The sequence below is a fragment of the Streptomyces sp. NPDC048057 genome, assembly GCF_040653095.1.
Classification (GTDB): Bacteria; Actinomycetota; Actinomycetes; order Streptomycetales; family Streptomycetaceae; genus Streptomyces.
Map to the genome: position 1 here is coordinate 1 of NZ_JBEZNF010000025.1, position 15,540 is coordinate 15,540.

Annotated in this window: 14 protein-coding genes and 1 riboswitch; of the genes, 11 read left to right on the top strand and 3 right to left on the bottom strand. The window is 70.2% G+C overall.

Annotation, left to right across the window (positions count from 1 at the left end; translation table 11 throughout):
- Positions 1–183 precede the first annotated feature (183 nt).
- The 10 genes from AB0E05_RS26865 to AB0E05_RS26910 all read left to right on the top strand — a co-directional run bounded on the left by AB0E05_RS26865 (position 184) and on the right by AB0E05_RS26910 (position 10,314).
- Entirely contained in the window at positions 184–792 is a 609-nt protein-coding gene (locus AB0E05_RS26865) for a CDP-alcohol phosphatidyltransferase family protein (RefSeq protein WP_361967947.1), read from the top strand.
- A 111-nt stretch (positions 793–903) separates the two neighbouring features.
- Positions 904–3,399, top strand: a complete 2,496-nt coding sequence (locus tag AB0E05_RS26870) for a mannose-1-phosphate guanyltransferase (protein WP_361967949.1) — start codon at positions 904–906, stop codon at positions 3,397–3,399.
- A gap of 108 nt (positions 3,400–3,507) precedes the next feature.
- On the top strand, positions 3,508–4,437 hold the full coding sequence (locus AB0E05_RS26875; protein ID WP_361967951.1) for a DUF881 domain-containing protein: 930 nt from the start codon (positions 3,508–3,510) through the stop codon (positions 4,435–4,437).
- Entirely contained in the window at positions 4,434–4,766 is a 333-nt protein-coding gene (locus AB0E05_RS26880) for a small basic family protein (protein WP_003970459.1), read from the top strand. Before AB0E05_RS26875 ends, AB0E05_RS26880 begins: the two co-directional genes overlap by 4 nt.
- A 5-nt stretch (positions 4,767–4,771) precedes the next feature.
- Complete coding sequence (locus AB0E05_RS26885; protein ID WP_361968104.1) at positions 4,772–5,638, top strand: DUF881 domain-containing protein; 867 nt, start codon at positions 4,772–4,774, stop codon at positions 5,636–5,638.
- 61 nt (positions 5,639–5,699) lie between these two features.
- Positions 5,700–6,680 (top strand): FHA domain-containing protein, encoded by a 981-nt coding sequence (locus AB0E05_RS26890; RefSeq protein ID WP_361968106.1) that lies wholly within the window; start codon positions 5,700–5,702, stop codon positions 6,678–6,680.
- 37 nt (positions 6,681–6,717) lie between these two features.
- Entirely contained in the window at positions 6,718–7,461 is a 744-nt protein-coding gene (locus tag AB0E05_RS26895) for a MerR family transcriptional regulator (RefSeq protein ID WP_361967953.1), read from the top strand.
- A 53-nt stretch (positions 7,462–7,514) separates the two neighbouring features.
- Positions 7,515–7,988: a bifunctional nuclease family protein gene (locus tag AB0E05_RS26900; protein ID WP_361548248.1), complete on the top strand. Its 474-nt coding sequence runs from the start codon at positions 7,515–7,517 to the stop codon at positions 7,986–7,988.
- A 215-nt stretch (positions 7,989–8,203) separates the two neighbouring features.
- On the top strand, positions 8,204–8,749 hold the full coding sequence (locus AB0E05_RS26905; RefSeq protein ID WP_361967955.1) for a MerR family transcriptional regulator: 546 nt from the start codon (positions 8,204–8,206) through the stop codon (positions 8,747–8,749).
- Positions 8,750–8,823: 74 nt separating this feature from the next.
- Complete coding sequence (locus AB0E05_RS26910) at positions 8,824–10,314, top strand: DNA polymerase IV (protein ID WP_361967957.1); 1,491 nt, start codon at positions 8,824–8,826, stop codon at positions 10,312–10,314.
- Here AB0E05_RS26910 and AB0E05_RS26915 read toward each other — a convergent pair.
- A complete protein-coding gene (locus AB0E05_RS26915; RefSeq protein WP_361967959.1) occupies positions 10,227–10,658 on the bottom strand; it encodes a PRC-barrel domain-containing protein in 432 nt (143 codons plus the stop codon). The genes AB0E05_RS26910 and AB0E05_RS26915 overlap by 88 nt on opposite strands.
- Positions 10,659–10,732: 74 nt before the next feature.
- Positions 10,733–10,829, top strand: a riboswitch (glycine riboswitch).
- 182 nt (positions 10,830–11,011) lie between these two features.
- Here AB0E05_RS26915 and gcvP point away from each other — a divergent pair.
- Positions 11,012–13,894, top strand: coding sequence for an aminomethyl-transferring glycine dehydrogenase (gene gcvP / locus AB0E05_RS26920; RefSeq protein WP_361967961.1), 2,883 nt, complete (start codon positions 11,012–11,014; stop codon positions 13,892–13,894).
- A 124-nt stretch (positions 13,895–14,018) separates the two neighbouring features.
- Here gcvP and AB0E05_RS26925 read toward each other — a convergent pair whose 3' ends face one another.
- Together AB0E05_RS26925 and AB0E05_RS26930 are read right to left on the bottom strand one after the other, a co-directional pair.
- Positions 14,019–14,216, bottom strand: a complete 198-nt coding sequence (locus tag AB0E05_RS26925; RefSeq protein WP_361967963.1) for a DUF5999 family protein — start codon at positions 14,214–14,216, stop codon at positions 14,019–14,021.
- Positions 14,217–14,533: 317 nt separating this feature from the next.
- The gene (locus tag AB0E05_RS26930; protein ID WP_361967965.1) at positions 14,534–15,127 is read right to left on the bottom strand and encodes a hypothetical protein; all 594 of its coding nucleotides are present in this window, start codon (positions 15,125–15,127) and stop codon (positions 14,534–14,536) included.
- Between the last annotated feature and the right edge of the window lie 413 nt (positions 15,128–15,540).

The following is a 15,540-nucleotide window of genomic DNA, read 5'->3' on the forward strand; positions in this document are numbered from 1 at the left end:
GGAGAGTAGGACGCCGCCGAACAATATTTGAGGAGAGGGCCCCACACTTCGGTGTGGGGCCCTTTTCGCATTTCCGGAGACTTTTTCGGACCGCACGGCAGAACCACCCCCGTGCCGAGCAGCACCGTTTGTGACGGTAAGGTCAGGGGGCATCGTAGGCACGTTCCCCACGGGAGGCTCCGGGTGGAGGTCCAGGAGACCCGCGTCCAGACGGACCGGGTGCTCACCATCCCCAACATCCTCAGCATGGCCCGCCTGGCCGGCGTCCCGCTCTTCCTGTGGCTGATCCTCCGCCCCGAGTTCGGAGGTCCGAAGAGCGACGGCTGGGCCCTGCTGGTGTTGATGCTCAGCGGGGTGAGCGACTACCTCGACGGGAAGCTCGCCCGCAAGTGGAACCAGATCAGCAGCCTCGGGCGGCTCCTGGACCCAGCGGCCGACAGGTTGTACATCCTGTCCACATTGGTCGGCCTGACGTGGCGCGAGATCCTGCCCCTCTGGCTCACCGCGGTCCTTTTGGCCCGGGAACTGATGTTGCTGGTGTTGGTGGGAATCCTCCGTCGACACGGTTATCCGCCACCGCAGGTGAACTTCCTCGGCAAGGCCGCCACCTTCAACCTGATGTACGCCTTCCCGTTGCTGCTCCTGAGTGACGGGTCAGGGTGGCTTGCGTCACTTGCCGCCATTTTCGGATGGGCCTTCGCGGGATGGGGTACAACTCTGTATTGGTGGGCAGGGATCCTGTACGTGGTCCAGGTCCGCCGTCTCGTCAAGGCGGATACAGCGGCCGATTGACCTCGTTGGTGCGCGCCGTGCAGTGTGGCCGTTCGCGCATGACGCCAAGAGGGCTTCTCGGGGCGAGCGAAGTCGGCTGGGCCGTCGTCTCTCAAGGAGGACGCTTCCGACATGAAGGCCGTCGTGATGGCTGGTGGCGAAGGAACCAGACTTCGCCCCATGACTTCCAGCATGCCCAAGCCGCTCCTGCCAGTCGCCAACCGGCCGATTATGGAGCACGTGCTGCGGCTGCTCAAGCGACACGGTCTCAATGAGACCGTCGTGACCGTGCAGTTTCTCGCCTCGCTCGTGAAGAACTATTTCGGTGACGGCGAAGAGCTCGGAATGGAGCTCACCTACGCCAACGAAGAGAAACCGCTCGGCACCGCGGGCAGCGTGAAGAACGCAGAGGAAGCGCTGAAGGACGACGCGTTCCTCGTCATTTCCGGTGACGCCCTGACCGATTTCGACCTCACCGACCTCATCTCCTTCCACAAGGAGAAGGGCGCGATGGTCACCGTCTGTCTGACCCGGGTCCCCAATCCACTCGAATTCGGGATCACGATCGTCGACGAGGCGGGGAAGGTCGAGCGCTTCCTGGAAAAGCCGACCTGGGGCCAGGTCTTCTCGGACACCGTGAACACCGGCATCTACGTCATGCAGCCGGAGGTCTTCGACTACGTCGAAGCCGATGTGCCCGTGGACTGGTCCGGCGACGTGTTCCCGCAGCTGATGAAGGAAGGCAAGCCGATCTACGGCTATGTCGCCGAAGGCTACTGGGAGGACGTCGGCACCCACGAGAGCTATGTGAAGGCCCAGGCGGACGTCCTCGAAGGCAAGGTCGACGTCGACATCGACGGATTCGAGATCTCACCGGGCGTCTGGGTTGCCGAAGGCGCCGAGGTGCACCCGGACGCGGTCCTGCGCGGACCGCTCTACATCGGTGACTACGCCAAGGTCGAAGCCGACGTGGAGATCCGCGAACACACGGTCGTCGGATCCAACGTGGTCGTGAAGAGCGGCGCCTTCCTCCACAAGGCCGTCATCCACGACAACGTCTACATCGGCGAGCACTCGAACCTCCGCGGCTGCGTCATCGGCAAGAACACCGACGTCATGCGGTCCGCCCGTATCGAGGACGGCGCGGTGATCGGCGACGAGTGCCTCGTCGGCGAGGAGTCCATCGTCCAGGGCAACGTCCGCGTCTACCCGTTCAAGACGATCGAGGCGGGGGCGTTCGTCAACACCTCCGTCATCTGGGAGTCGCGCGGCCAGGCGCACCTCTTCGGTGCGCGCGGAGTATCCGGGATCCTCAACGTGGAGATCACCCCCGAGCTGGCCGTGCGGCTCTCGGGTGCGTACGCGACGACGCTGAAGAAGGGCGCGACGGTCACCACCGCCCGCGACCACTCCCGCGGCGCGCGGGCGCTCAAGCGGGCCGTGATCTCCGCGCTCCAGGCCAGCGCCATCGACGTGCGCGACCTGGAGAACGTGCCGCTGCCGGTCGCCCGCCAGCAGACGGCGCGCGGAAGTGCCGGCGGCATCATGATCCGTACGTCCCCCGGCGTACCGGACTCCGTCGACATCATGTTCTTCGACGAGCGCGGCGCCGACCTCTCGCAAGCCGGACAGCGGAAGCTGGACCGGGTCTACGCACGCCAGGAGTACCGGCGCGCCTTCCCCGGCGAGATCGGCGACCTGCACTTCCCGGCCAGCGTCTTCGACTCGTACACCGGGTCCCTGCTGCGCAACGTGGACACCACGGGGGTCGCCGAGTCCGGACTGAAGCTCGTCGTGGACGCGTCCAACGGCAGCGCCGGACTGGTGCTGCCGAGCCTTCTCGGCCGGCTCGGGGTGGACGCGCTGACGATCAACCCGGGGCTCGACGAAGCCCGTCCGACCGAGTCCGCCGAGACGCGGCGGGCCGGGCTGGTGCGGCTGGGCGAGATCGTGGCGTCCGCGCGGGCCGCCTTCGGCGTCCGGTTCGACCCCGTCGGCGAGCGGCTGTCCCTGGTCGACGAGCGGGGCCGGATCATCGAGGACGACCGGGCGCTGCTGGTGCTGCTCGACCTGGTGGCAGCGGAGCGGCGCAGCGGACGGGTGGCGCTGCCGGTGACCACGACGCGCATCGCCGAGCAGGTGGCCGCGTACCACGGCACCCAGGTGGAGTGGACGACGACGTCGCCAGACGACCTGACGCGGGTGGGGCGCGAGGACACCACGATCTTCGGCGGCGACGGGCGCGGCGGCTTCATCGTGCCCGAGTTCAGCAGCGTCTTCGACGGCACGGCGGCGCTGGTGCGGCTGGTGGGGCTGGTGGCCCGCACCCAGCTCACCCTCAGCCAGATCGACGCCCGCATCCCGCGGGCACACGTCCTCAAGCGGGACCTGGCGACCCCGTGGGCAGTGAAGGGCCTGGTGATGCGCCGGGTCGTCGAGGCGGCCGGCGAACGGCACGTGGACACCACGGACGGGGTACGGGTCGTGGAGACCGACGGGCGTTGGGTGATGGTGCTGCCCGACCCAGCGGAGGCAGTCACTCATTTGTGGGCCGAAGGGCCCGATGACGCGTCGGCCCAGGCACTGTTGAACGAGTGGGCCGAGGTCGTCGACAGCGCAGGTCACTGACGTGTGAACCAGGGGCGGCGAGCCCTGCGCGAAGGCTCGTCACAGGACTCGCCGCCCACCGGTGGGGCCATTCGGCGGTACGGGTCGCGACGTGCGACGATGTGCGGCATGCCGCAGCAGCACCCCCATCGGAGCACTGGTTCTCCGCCCGCCCGCCCCGATGCGTCCATGTCGCTGCTGACGAACGTGATGGAGCACAGCCTCGACGACGGGTACGCCGAGGCAGCGGCGCGGCGACGGGCCGAGGGCGGGGGCCTTCCCCGTACGTTGCGCGCCAAGTTGTGGCTGGGCGTGGGGCTGTTGCTGGCCGCCGGGATCGTCACCGTGGGCGCTGCGGAGGCGCGGATATCGGCACCGGTCGTGGCCAAGGAGCGCGAGGAGCTGATCGACCGGATCGACGCGGAGACCGCCGAAGCGGACGCGTTGGCGCGCGGCGTCGACGCGCTGCGCAAGGAGGTCGGCGAGCGCCAGCGCAAGGCCCTGAACTCGGACGGCGACGACCGCGGGCCGACGGTGGCACTGATCGCGGGGGCGACCGACGTCGAGGGCCCGGGGGTGAAGTTGGTCGTCGACGACGCGAAGGGCACCGGCGGCACCGGCGGCGGGCCGCGGGAGAGCAGTGGCTTCAGCGACACGGGCCGGGTGAGGGACCGTGACATGCAGCGCGTCGTCAACGGGTTGTGGGAGTCGGGCGCGGAGTCCGTGGCCATCAACGGGCAGCGGCTGACCGCCCTGTCCGCGATCCGTGCGGCGGGAGACGCCATACTGGTCGACAACAAGCCGCTGGTGCCGCCGTACACGGTGCTCGCGGTGGGGGACGGGAAGAAGTTGAGCACGACGTTCCAGGACAGCGCCGACGGACATTATTTGCACGCGCTGCGGGAGAACTTCGGCATCCGTTTCAGCATCTCTACTGAGGACAAGGTGCGTCTTCCGGCTGCCCCGAGCCTGATCGTACGTACAGCGGAGCCGGGTACCCCGCAAGCCCCGAAGGGGAGCGGGCAGGGTGCGGCCGAGACAGGGAAAGGCACATCGTGATCGCCGTACTGGGCCTCGTCGTGGGAGTCGTGGTCGGCCTGTTGGTCCGCCCCGAGGTTCCGGCGGTGGTCGAGCCCTATCTGCCCATCGCCGTCGTCGCGGCGCTGGACGCCGTGTTCGGCGGGTTGCGGGCCATGTTGGACGGGATCTTCGTCGACAAGGTCTTCGTCGTCTCCTTCCTGTCGAACGTGGTGGTGGCCGCGCTGATCGTGTTCCTCGGTGACAAGCTGGGCGTCGGCGCGCAGTTGTCCACCGGCGTGGTCGTCGTGCTGGGCATCCGGATCTTCTCCAACGCCGCCGCGATCCGCCGACACGTCTTCCGGGCGTGACGCCGGTGCACCGCGACCAGCGCCCCGAAGCGTCGACGGAACCCACGGACCGCGTCGACCTCACCAAGCCCGACGGGTCCCTGCCGCCCGAGCGGCCCCCGGGCCCCCGGGCCGCCGCCGAGCCGGCCGCCGCGGACCGGGTCCGCAGCCAGTCCACGGGCCGCCAGCGCCTGCTGGCCGGGTTGTGGCCCCCGAGGGTCACCCGCGCCCAACTCACCGTCGCCCTGCTGCTCTTCGTGCTCGGTCTGGGCCTCGCCATCCAGGTGCGTTCCACCAGCGACAACAGCGCGCTGCGCGGTGCCCGCCAGGAGGATCTGGTCCGCATCCTCGACGAGTTGGACAGCCGCACCGAGCGGTTGGAGGACGAGAAGCGCACCCTGGAGGGGCAGCGCGCGGAGCTGGAGAGCAGCTCGGACCAGGCGGAGGAAGCACGCCGCCAGACGCAGCAGAAGGAGCAGCAGCTCGGGATCCTGGCGGGTACCGTCGCGGCACAGGGGCCGGGCATCGCGCTGACGATCGAGGACGCGGCCGGAGCGGTCGAGCCCGACATGCTGCTGGACGCCATCCAGGAGCTGCGGGCGGCCGGGGCGGAGGCGATCCAGGTCAACGGCAACCGCGTCGTCGCCGACACGTACTTCACCGGCGCGGCCGGCAACGTGGAAGTGGACGGGAAGACGATCAGCGCGCCGTACCGTTTCAAGGTGATCGGAAAGCCGCAGGACCTGGAGCCGGCCCTGAACATCCCCGGGGGAGTGGTGCAGACACTGGAGAAGGAGCAGGCCACGGCCACCGTGGAGCGATCGGAGAAGATCGTCGTGGACGCCTTGCGACCTGCGAAGCAGCCTGACTACGCTCGGTCGTCGACCCAGTGAGGCGGGGGAGGATGGGGCTTTGCGCATCGGGGCATGAAGTTGCGGGGGGTCGGCGGATGAACTGCCCTCCCCGTGGTGGAAACTGTCTGGCGGGTACGGACGTTGTGAGGGTGTCCGGGTCAGCAGGCGTGATCATCAGGAGTTCGTCCTGCCCCACGGGCGGGTCTATTTCGGTCAAGGGGAATCGCCCGTGAAGTTGTTTGCGAAGTTGTTCGGCAAGAGCGCCCGCGAGGACGGCGGCAACGCCAAGCACCGCGCCAAGCGCCAGGGTCAGCAGGAGGAGCAGAGCGGCCAGCGCCCCCTCTTCCGCGACGAGCTCGCTGGTCCGGGCGGTGACATTCCCGGCGGACCGGGCGCGTCGTCTGTTGACCCTGCCGGTGCCGGCCGCATAGGTTTCGGGGAACCATCGACGTCAAGTAGGGGTGGAGGGTTCCCCTCCGACCCGTACGCGACCAACCCCCACGGGGGACAGCCGCGGCAGGAGGATCCGTCCATGGCTGGTGTGACGGTGTGTACCAGGTGCGGTTACCGCAACCCCGAGTCCGGTCGGTTCTGCTCCAACTGCGGTGCGCCGCTGCGCAGCGGCGTGACCCCCGAGCGAGCCTCGGAGACCACCTCCACGATCTCCATCTCCGGCCTGGAGGCGTACGACTCGGAGACCACGGGGCAGACCCAGCTCCCGTCGCTGTCGCCCGAGGCGCAGGCCGCCGTGGAGGCACTGCCGCTCGGTTCGGCCCTGCTGATCGTGCGGCGCGGTCCGAACGCGGGCAGCCGCTTCCTGTTGGACGGCGAGCTGACGACGGCGGGCCGCCACCCGCAGAGCGACATCTTCCTCGACGACGTGACGGTGTCCCGGCGCCACGTGGAGTTCCGCAGGCAGCCCGACGGCAGCTTCAGCGTCGCCGACGTCGGCAGTCTGAACGGCACCTATGTGAACCGCGAGCGCATCGACGCGGTCTATCTGGCCAACGGCGACGAGGTCCAGATCGGCAAGTACCGGCTGGTCTTCCACGCGAGCCACGCGAGCCAGCGGGGCATGTGATCGCCGGTAACCGCCTGTGACCCGTCTGGGGAGGCACATGCTGCGAACACCGACGGGCGGTGCCAGCCACGGCACCGCCACCAAGGGCGAGAGGCTGATGAGCATCGGCACGGTGCTCACCCAGCTCCACGACGAGTTCCCCGAGATCACCATCTCCAAGATCCGTTTCTTGGAGGCCGAGGGGCTGGTCGAGCCCCGGCGCACGCCGTCCGGCTACCGCAAGTTCAGCCCGGCGGACGTGCAGCGACTGGCGCAGGTGCTGCGGATGCAGCGGGACCACTACCTCCCGCTGAAGGTCATCCGCGAGCACCTGGACGCGGTCGAGCGCGGTGAGCAGCCGCAGCTGCCGGCGCAGGGCGGGCGGCGCGAGCTGGCCGCCGGCGCCGCCCAGGACGTTCCCGAGGCGCCCACGGTGGCGCGGGTGGGCCGGGCGGAGCTGCTCGCCGGGGCCGGGGTGGCCGAGGAGCAGCTGACCGAATGGGAGTCGTACGGACTGCTCACAGCCGGTGAGGACGGTTCGTACGACGCCGAGGCGGTGACCGTGGCCCGGCTGGTGGCCGAGCTGGGCCGGTTCGGGCTGGAGCCGCGCCATCTGCGGGCGGTCAAGGCCGGCGCGGACCGCGAGGTCGGGCTGGTCGAGCAGGTCGTGGCACCCTTGCGGCGGCATCGGAACCCACAGACCCGGGCACATGCGGAAGCCACCGCCAAAGAGCTGGCGACCCTGTCCGTACGGCTCCACGCGGCCCTGGTGCAGACCGCCCTGGGGGTCCGCCTCCAGTGATCATGGCCGTGCCCGACTACCCAAAGGGGCCGCGCACGGCCTAGGGTTGCTGTGTGAACGAGCTCGACGTTGTGGGTGTCCGGGTGGAAATGCCCTCCAACCAACCGATCGTGCTCCTGCGTGAAGTGGGAGGCGATCGGTACCTCCCCATTTGGATCGGCCCCGGGGAGGCGACCGCGATCGCCTTCGCCCAGCAGGGCATGGCGCCCAGCAGACCGCTGACGCACGACCTCTTCAAGGACGTGCTGGACGCGGTCGGCCAGGAGCTGACCGAGGTCCGCATCACCGACCTGCGCGACGGCGTCTTCTACGCGGAGCTGGTCTTCGCCAGCGGGGTCGAGGTGAGCGCGCGTCCTTCCGACGCCATAGCCCTCGCACTGCGCACCGGAACGCCGATCTACGGCAGTGACGGGGTGCTCGACGACGCGGGGATCGCGATCCCGGACGAGCAGGAGGACGAGGTGGAGAAGTTCCGTGAGTTCCTCGACCAGATCTCTCCCGAGGACTTCGGGACGAGCAGTCAGTGACTGATGGAGCCGCTTTAGCCCAATCACGTACCCCTTCCCCGATTTGAGGCACGTGAAACCACTCTTAGGGTGATTATCACTCGGCGTGGCGAGTGTGGCGATCGTTGACGCACCCCTGGTGACTGCCTACCGTCGGGTGGGCAGGTCAAGGACGGAGGGTCGGCGTGAGAAGCAGCGGCGACGGTGCGGTTGGGGGCGTCCCCGGACGGAGTCCGGTGGAAGGCGGACCGTATCCGCTCCAGCGGGGTGCGGTCGAAGAGGCGCCGGAGGTGGTGGGGTACCGGGGGCCCACGGCCTGTGCGGCGGCCGGGATCACCTATCGACAGCTCGACTACTGGGCGCGCACCGGTCTGGTGGAGCCCAGTGTCCGCCCGGCGTACGGTTCGGGCACCCAGCGGCTGTACAGCTTCCGCGACGTCGTCGTGTTGAAGATCGTCAAGCGCTTCCTCGACACCGGTGTCGCGCTCCAGAACATCCGCGCCACCGTGCAGCACCTGCGGGAGCGGGGTTTCGCCGATCTTGAGCGGATGACGCTGATGAGCGACGGGGCGACGGTGTACGAGTGCACCTCGCCGGACGAGGTCGTCGATCTGCTCCAGGGCGGGCAGGGCGTCTTCGGCATCGCGGTGGGGGTGGTGTGGCGGGACGTCGAGGTCGCGCTGGGTCAGCTGCACGGCGAGCGCATCGACACCGGCGAGACGCTGATCGGCAACAACCCCGCGGACGAGCTGGCCCGTCGTCGGCGCGATCGGGCCGGCTGACCCCGATCGGCCCGCCGGGCGCGGCACGACCGCCCTGCCGGGCGCTGTCAGTGGCATGAGGCAGCATCGGAGGCGTGAGAGCCGCTCCGACGATCCTGCATCTCGACATGGACGCCTTCTTCGCCGCCGCCGAGCAGGCGGCGAAGCCGAGTCTGCGCGGGAAGCCGGTGATCGTCGGGGGGCTGGGACCGCGCGGGGTGGTGGCCACGGCGTCGTACGAGGCGCGGCGCTTCGGGGTGCACTCGGCGATGCCGATGGCGCAGGCCCGTCGCCTGGCGCCGAACGCGGCGTATCTGGTCCCGCGGTTCGCCTTCTACCGTGCGATCAGCGAGCAGGTCATGCGGTTGCTCGGCGAACTCTCCCCGCTGGTGGAGCCGCTGAGCCTGGACGAGGCGTTCGTGGACCTGGAGGCGGCGGGTGCGGCCCGGGACGCGGCGTCGGCACGGGCGGCCGGTGAGCGGCTGCGCGCGGACATCCTGGCGGTCACGGGGCTGACCGGCTCCGTGGGGCTGGCCGGGTCGAAGATGCTCGCCAAGATCGCTTCCGAACAGGCCAAGCCGGACGGTCTCGTCCTCATCGAGCCGGGCACCGAGCGCGCGCTGCTGGGGCCGCTCTCGGTGCGGATCCTGCCCGGCGTGGGGCCCGCCACCGGTGAGCACCTGCGCCGCGGCGGGATCACGACCTGCGCCGAGTTGGTGGAGGCGGGGGAGGACGAGCTGGTGCGGCTGGTGGGCAGGGCCCACGGCACCGGGCTGTACCGGATGGCCCTCGGGCACGACGACCGGCCGGTGGTCGCCGAGCGCGACACGAAGTCGGTGTCGGTGGAGGACACCTTCGACGTGGACCTGCACGACCGGGTGCGGATCCGCGTCGAGGTGGAGCGGCTGGCGGACCGGTGCGTGCAGCGGCTGCGGGCGTCCGGGCACTCGGGCCGCACCATCGTCTTGAAGGTGCGGCGGTACGACTTCTCCACGCTGACCCGCTCCGAGACCCTGCGGGGGCCCACGGACGACCCCGCGGTGGTGCGGGAGGCGGCGGCGCGGCTGTTGGAGGCGGTGGACACCACGGGTGGGGTTCGGCTCCTCGGCGTGGGGGTGTCGGGGCTGGCGGACTACACGCAGGAGGACCTGTTCGCGCAGGCCGCCAGCGCCCGGGCGGCCGGGGTCGATGCGGAGGGTGCGGGTCAGTCGCAGGAGGAAGGGGCAGGGTCCGCGGCCTTGCAGCCGGCGGGCGCGGGTGGGGTGGTGGGCGACGGCCACTTCGGAGGCGGGCTGGCCGAAGCGGAGGCGTCCGTACGCCGGTGGCCCGCCGGGCAGGACGTGCGGCACGCCCTGTACGGGGCGGGGTGGGTGCAGGGGAGTGGGGTCGGCCGTGTCACCGTGCGCTTCGAGGTGCCGCAGGGCCCGCCGGGACGGGTGCGGACGTTCCGCGTGGACGACCCGGACCTCGTGCCGTCACAGCCGCTGCCGCTGGTGGATCAGCCGCCGTCGCCGGCGGGCTCGCCGGGGGCGGAGGGGCGAGAGGAGGGGGAGGCTTCCGGGGGGAGGGAGAGGTCGAGTCCGTAGTGGTGGTAGAGCTGGAGTTCCTGCTCGGGGGAGAGGTGGCGGCCGACGCCGAAGTCCGGTGCGCCCTTGATCAGGGCGCGCTCGTAGGGGACGCGGAGGGCGTCATCCACGACGGTGCTCGGTTCGAGGGGGACGAAGGCGTCCCGGCTGAACAGCCCCGTCCGGACGGCGGCCCATTCGGGTGACCCCGTGGCGTCGTCCAGGTACACCTCGTCGACCGTCCCTATCTTCACGCCGTCGCGGTCGAAAGCCTTGCGCCCGATCAGGCTGCGCGGATCGATGTCGGTCTGCACGGTCCCTCCAGGGGGTCGCAACTGCTGCCTAAGGCTTACGAAAGGGCACATCGCGGGCGTCGGCCACTCGGGCGATCACATGATCGAGCCGGGAGGGGGTGCGCTGGTAGGCTGGCAGCGGCTGCTGACCCCGTGCGGGAGAGTCCACCGGCAGGCCGCCGGTGGCGCCGAAGGAGCAAATCCTCCCCGGAATCTCTCAGGCACCTGTACCGCATGGACGAGGTCACTCTGGAAAGTAGGGCGGGCGTCGGACGGCATCCGCTCTCACCGACGGTGAAAGCCGGTGCGCCCGCTGCGGGCGGACCGGTGAAGCTCTCAGGTTGAGATGACAGAGGGGGAGGCCGTCCAGGGCATCCGCGCCGTGGTGCCCCTCGAAGGTCGCATCAGACCAGGAGGCCGCCTACATGACCGCCAACCGCACCCCGCTCACGCAGCTGGAGCGAGGCATTCCGTTCGAGCAGCGCCACATAGGGCCCGACGCCGAGGCCCAGGCCAAGATGTTGGCGCAGGTGGGGTACGGCTCGCTGGACGAGCTGACCGCAGCCGCGGTCCCCGACGTCATCAAGAGCGCCGAGGCCCTCGGCCTCCCGCAGGCGCGCACCGAGGCGGACGTCCTCGCCGAACTGCGCGGCCTCGCCGACCGGAACACCGTCCTGACGTCCATGATCGGCCTCGGCTACCACGGCACCTTCACGCCGCCGGTCATCCTGCGCAACGTCATGGAGAACCCCTCCTGGTACACCGCCTACACGCCGTACCAGCCGGAGATCTCCCAGGGCCGACTGGAGGCCCTGCTGAACTTCCAGACGGTGGTCGCCGACCTGACCGGCCTGCCGACCTCCGGCGCCTCCCTCCTCGACGAGGCCACGGCCGCCGCCGAGGCCATGTCGCTCGCCCGCCGCGTCGGCAAGGTGAAGGACGGCGTCTTCCTCGTCGACGCCGACGCGCTGCCGCAGACCGTCGCCGTGATCCGCACCCGTGCCGAGCCGACCGGCGTCGAGGTCGTCACCGCCGACCTGAGCGACGGCATCCCGGCCGAGATCGCCGAGCGCGGCGTCTTCGGCGTCCTCGTGCAGTACCCGGGCGCCTCCGGGGCCGTACGGGACATCAAGCCCGTCATCGAGCAGGCCCACGGCCTCGGTGCCGTCGTCACCGTCGCCGCCGACCTGCTCGCCCTGACCCTGCTCACCTCCCCCGGGGAACTGGGCGCGGACATCACCGTCGGCACCACGCAGCGCTTCGGCGTCCCCATGGGCTTCGGCGGACCCCACGCCGGCTACATGGCGGTGCGCGAGACGTTCGCCCGCAGCCTGCCCGGACGGCTCGTCGGCGTCTCCGTGGACGCCGACGGGAACAGGGCGTACCGCCTCGCCCTCCAGACCCGGGAACAGCACATCCGGCGCGAGAAGGCCACCAGCAACATCTGCACCGCGCAGGTGCTGCTGGCGGTGATGGCCGGAATGTACGCCGTGTACCACGGCCCGCAGGGGCTGCGCTCCATCGCCGAGCGCACCCACCGCTACGCCGCACTGCTCGCCGCGGGTCTGACGGCCGGCGGGGTCGAGGTGGTCCACGGCGCGTACTTCGACACCCTGACGCTGCGCGTACCGGGCCGTGCGGCCGACGTGGTCGCCGCCGCGCGCGAGGGCGGGGTCAATCTCCGCCTCGTGGACGACTCCCACGTCTCCGTCGCCTGCGACGAGACCACCTCGCGCACCGCCGTGGCCGCCGTCTGGGTCGCGTTCGGCGTCGAGGCCGACCTCGACGCGCTGGACGCCACCGCCCCGGACGCGCTGCCCGAGGGCCTGCTGCGGACCGACGACTACCTGACCCACCCGGTCTTCCACCAGTACCGTTCCGAGACCGCGATGCTGCGCTACCTGCGCCGACTCGCCGACCGGGACTACGCGCTGGACCGCGGCATGATCCCGCTCGGCTCCTGCACGATGAAGCTCAACGCGACCACCGAGATGGAGCCGGTGACCTGGCCCGAATTCGGCCAGATCCACCCCTTCGCCCCGGTCGACCAGGCCGATGGCTACCTCACCCTGATCCGGGAGCTGGAGGAGCGACTCGCCGAGGTCACGGGGTACGACAAGGTCTCCCTCCAGCCGAACGCGGGCTCCCAGGGCGAGCTCGCCGGGCTCCTCGCGGTCCGTGCGTACCACCGCGCCAACGGCGACGAGCAGCGCACGGTCTGTCTGATTCCGTCCTCCGCGCACGGCACCAACGCCGCGAGCGCGGTGATGGCCGGCATGAAGGTCGTCGTCGTCAGGACCGCCGACGACGGCGAGGTGGACGTCGACGACCTCACCGCCAAGATCGAGAAGCACCGCGACGAGCTGGCGGTGCTGATGATCACCTATCCGTCGACCCACGGGGTGTTCGAGGAGCACGTCGCCGACATCTGCGCCCAGGTCCACGAGGCCGGCGGTCAGGTGTACGTCGACGGTGCCAACCTCAACGCGCTGGTGGGGCTGGCGAAGCCGGGCGTCTTCGGCGGCGACGTCTCGCACCTGAACCTGCACAAGACCTTCTGCATCCCGCACGGCGGCGGCGGTCCGGGCGTCGGCCCGGTGGCGGTCCGGGCGCACCTCGCCCCGTTCCTGCCGAACCACCCGCTCCAGCCCGCGGCGGGCCCCGAGACGGGCGTGGGCCCGATCTCGGCCGCGCCCTGGGGCTCGGCGGGCATCCTGCCCATCTCCTGGGCGTACGTGCGGCTGATGGGCGGCGAGGGCCTGAAGCGCGCCACCCAGGTCGCGGTGCTCGCGGCCAACTACGTCGCCAAGCGGCTGGAGCCGCACTACCCGGTGCTGTACACGGGCCCGGCCGGGCTGGTCGCGCACGAGTGCATCGTGGACCTGCGGCCGTTGTCGAAGGCGACCGGCGTCAGCGTCGACGACATCGCCAAGCGGCTGATCGACTACGGCTTCCACGCGCCGACGATGTCCTTCCCGGTCGCCGGGACGCTGATGATCGAGCCCACCGAGAGCGAGGACCTGACCGAGCTCGACCGGTTCTGCGACGCGATGATCGCGATCCGGGCGGAGATCGAGAAGGTCGCGTCGGGCGAGTGGCCCGCGGACGACAACCCGCTGCGGAACGCGCCGCACACCGCTGCTGCGCTGGGCGGGGAGTGGGAGCACGCCTACGGGCGTGACGAGGCCGTCTTCCCCGCCGGGGCGAGCGCGGACAAGTACTGGCCGCCGGTGCGGCGCATCGACGGCGCGTTCGGCGACCGGAACCTGGTCTGCTCCTGCCCGCCGCTGGACGAGTACGAGAACTGACGCACCGCCGCCCACGGCATGCGTCGGGGCCGGCACGGAGACCACTCGTGGTCCCGTCCGGCCCCTTTTTCGTCCTGTCCGGTCGTGCGTCGTGACCGCTGCTGCACCGGGTGGTGTGCGCTGCCTAGGCGGCGGTGGTGGTCTGGAGCGGTCGGTGCGGAGCGATGACCTGGCCGTCCGGCAGCAGCTCGCCGGTGTCCTCGAACAGGAGCACTCCGTTGCACAGGAGGCTCCAGCCCTGCTCGGGGTGATGCGCCAGGAGACGTGCGGCGTCCCTGTCGGCGGAGTTTGACGTCGGGCAGGGTGGCTGGTGCTGGCACATGGCTGGGATCTCTCGCTCTGGTGTGATGTGTGTCCTGCGGCTAGAAGGTGCCGTCATGGCCGTCCCCCGTATCTGTCGTTCTCTTCCCAGTGTTGCCCCACGGGCGCCGATCCGCAGGGATTTCGCGACAGCTCGTCTCACTCGTCAGGGACGCATCACCCACCTGGATGGTTCAGCCCAACTCGACTGTCCTTTCGGGTGGTTCGCGATGGTCGGAACGGGCTAGTCCGGTCCGGAGCGCCGTGCGCCCCGCAACTGGCGAACAGTCGCGGGGCGCACGGCGCGGGGTGCGGTTCAAGCCGCTCGGGCCACCCCCGTCAGGCGGGGGAGCCGAGGAGCGGCGCCGGGGTGAGCCGCAGGGTCATCACCGGGAGGAGTTCCGCGACCCGGTACGGCCGGTGGGCCGTGATGCCCGGCGGCGCCGGCGCCAGGGGCATCAGGACGTCCGTGGGCGCGAGGACGGTGGAGGAGGCGTCGGCCTCCGGGTCGCCGTGCAGCCAGAGGGTGAGCATGTAGAGCGCGGGTACGGAGAGCAGGCGCGGCTGGAACGGGGTCGCGAACGACTCCGCCTGTCGTAGGGCCAGTTCGGTCGAGCTGAGGTAGGGGCCTTCGAAGAAGTGCGAGAAGGCCCATCCGTCGGGCGACAGCAGCGTCTCCGCCGCGGCGACGTACCGGTCGTCGCCGCGGAGCAGGAAGCGCCAGCCCATGGGACGGGTGCGGGTGCGGGGCCCGGTGTCGTCGGTGACGACCTGGTCCAGCACGTGGAGGGGCAGCGGTGATTCGGGGCTCACGGGTCCCTGGACGGACCTGAGTGCCGGGGTGCGGTCCTCACGGACGGCGGTAGGGGAACTGAGTGCCGCGAGAACGCTGCGGACAGCAGGCGCGGGGGCCTGGAGGACATGCAGCGGCATGGTGGGTCGCCTCTCACTCGGGGAGACACGGTGTATCGGTGAAAAGGGCGCCAGTGCGGACGGCGTTGTCGGCACGCGGGGGCCAAGGGGACTGGAAGGGCCGCCGGGCGCCAACCGTATGCCTCAGTAGCGGAGTTTATACGACACGTGTTCGCGCGGTGTTTCCGCTAGCGTCCTGTGCCATTCACGGCAAGGCTGGTTCAGGTCTTTGTGCGAAGGGTGTTGTGTCGGATTTCTGATGTACGTCACACAACGGCCAGGTATTTTGCCCGAACCCTGGTAGGCCGAAACCTGTCGGAGTTTTTCACCACAGTTGCCGCGGAGTGGGTGTCCATTGCACCTGGGTGGGGGTAGGTGCTCCTGGCGCACGGCTGGTCGACCGCGGGATCGTAGCCGCCACACTAACGGTCCCG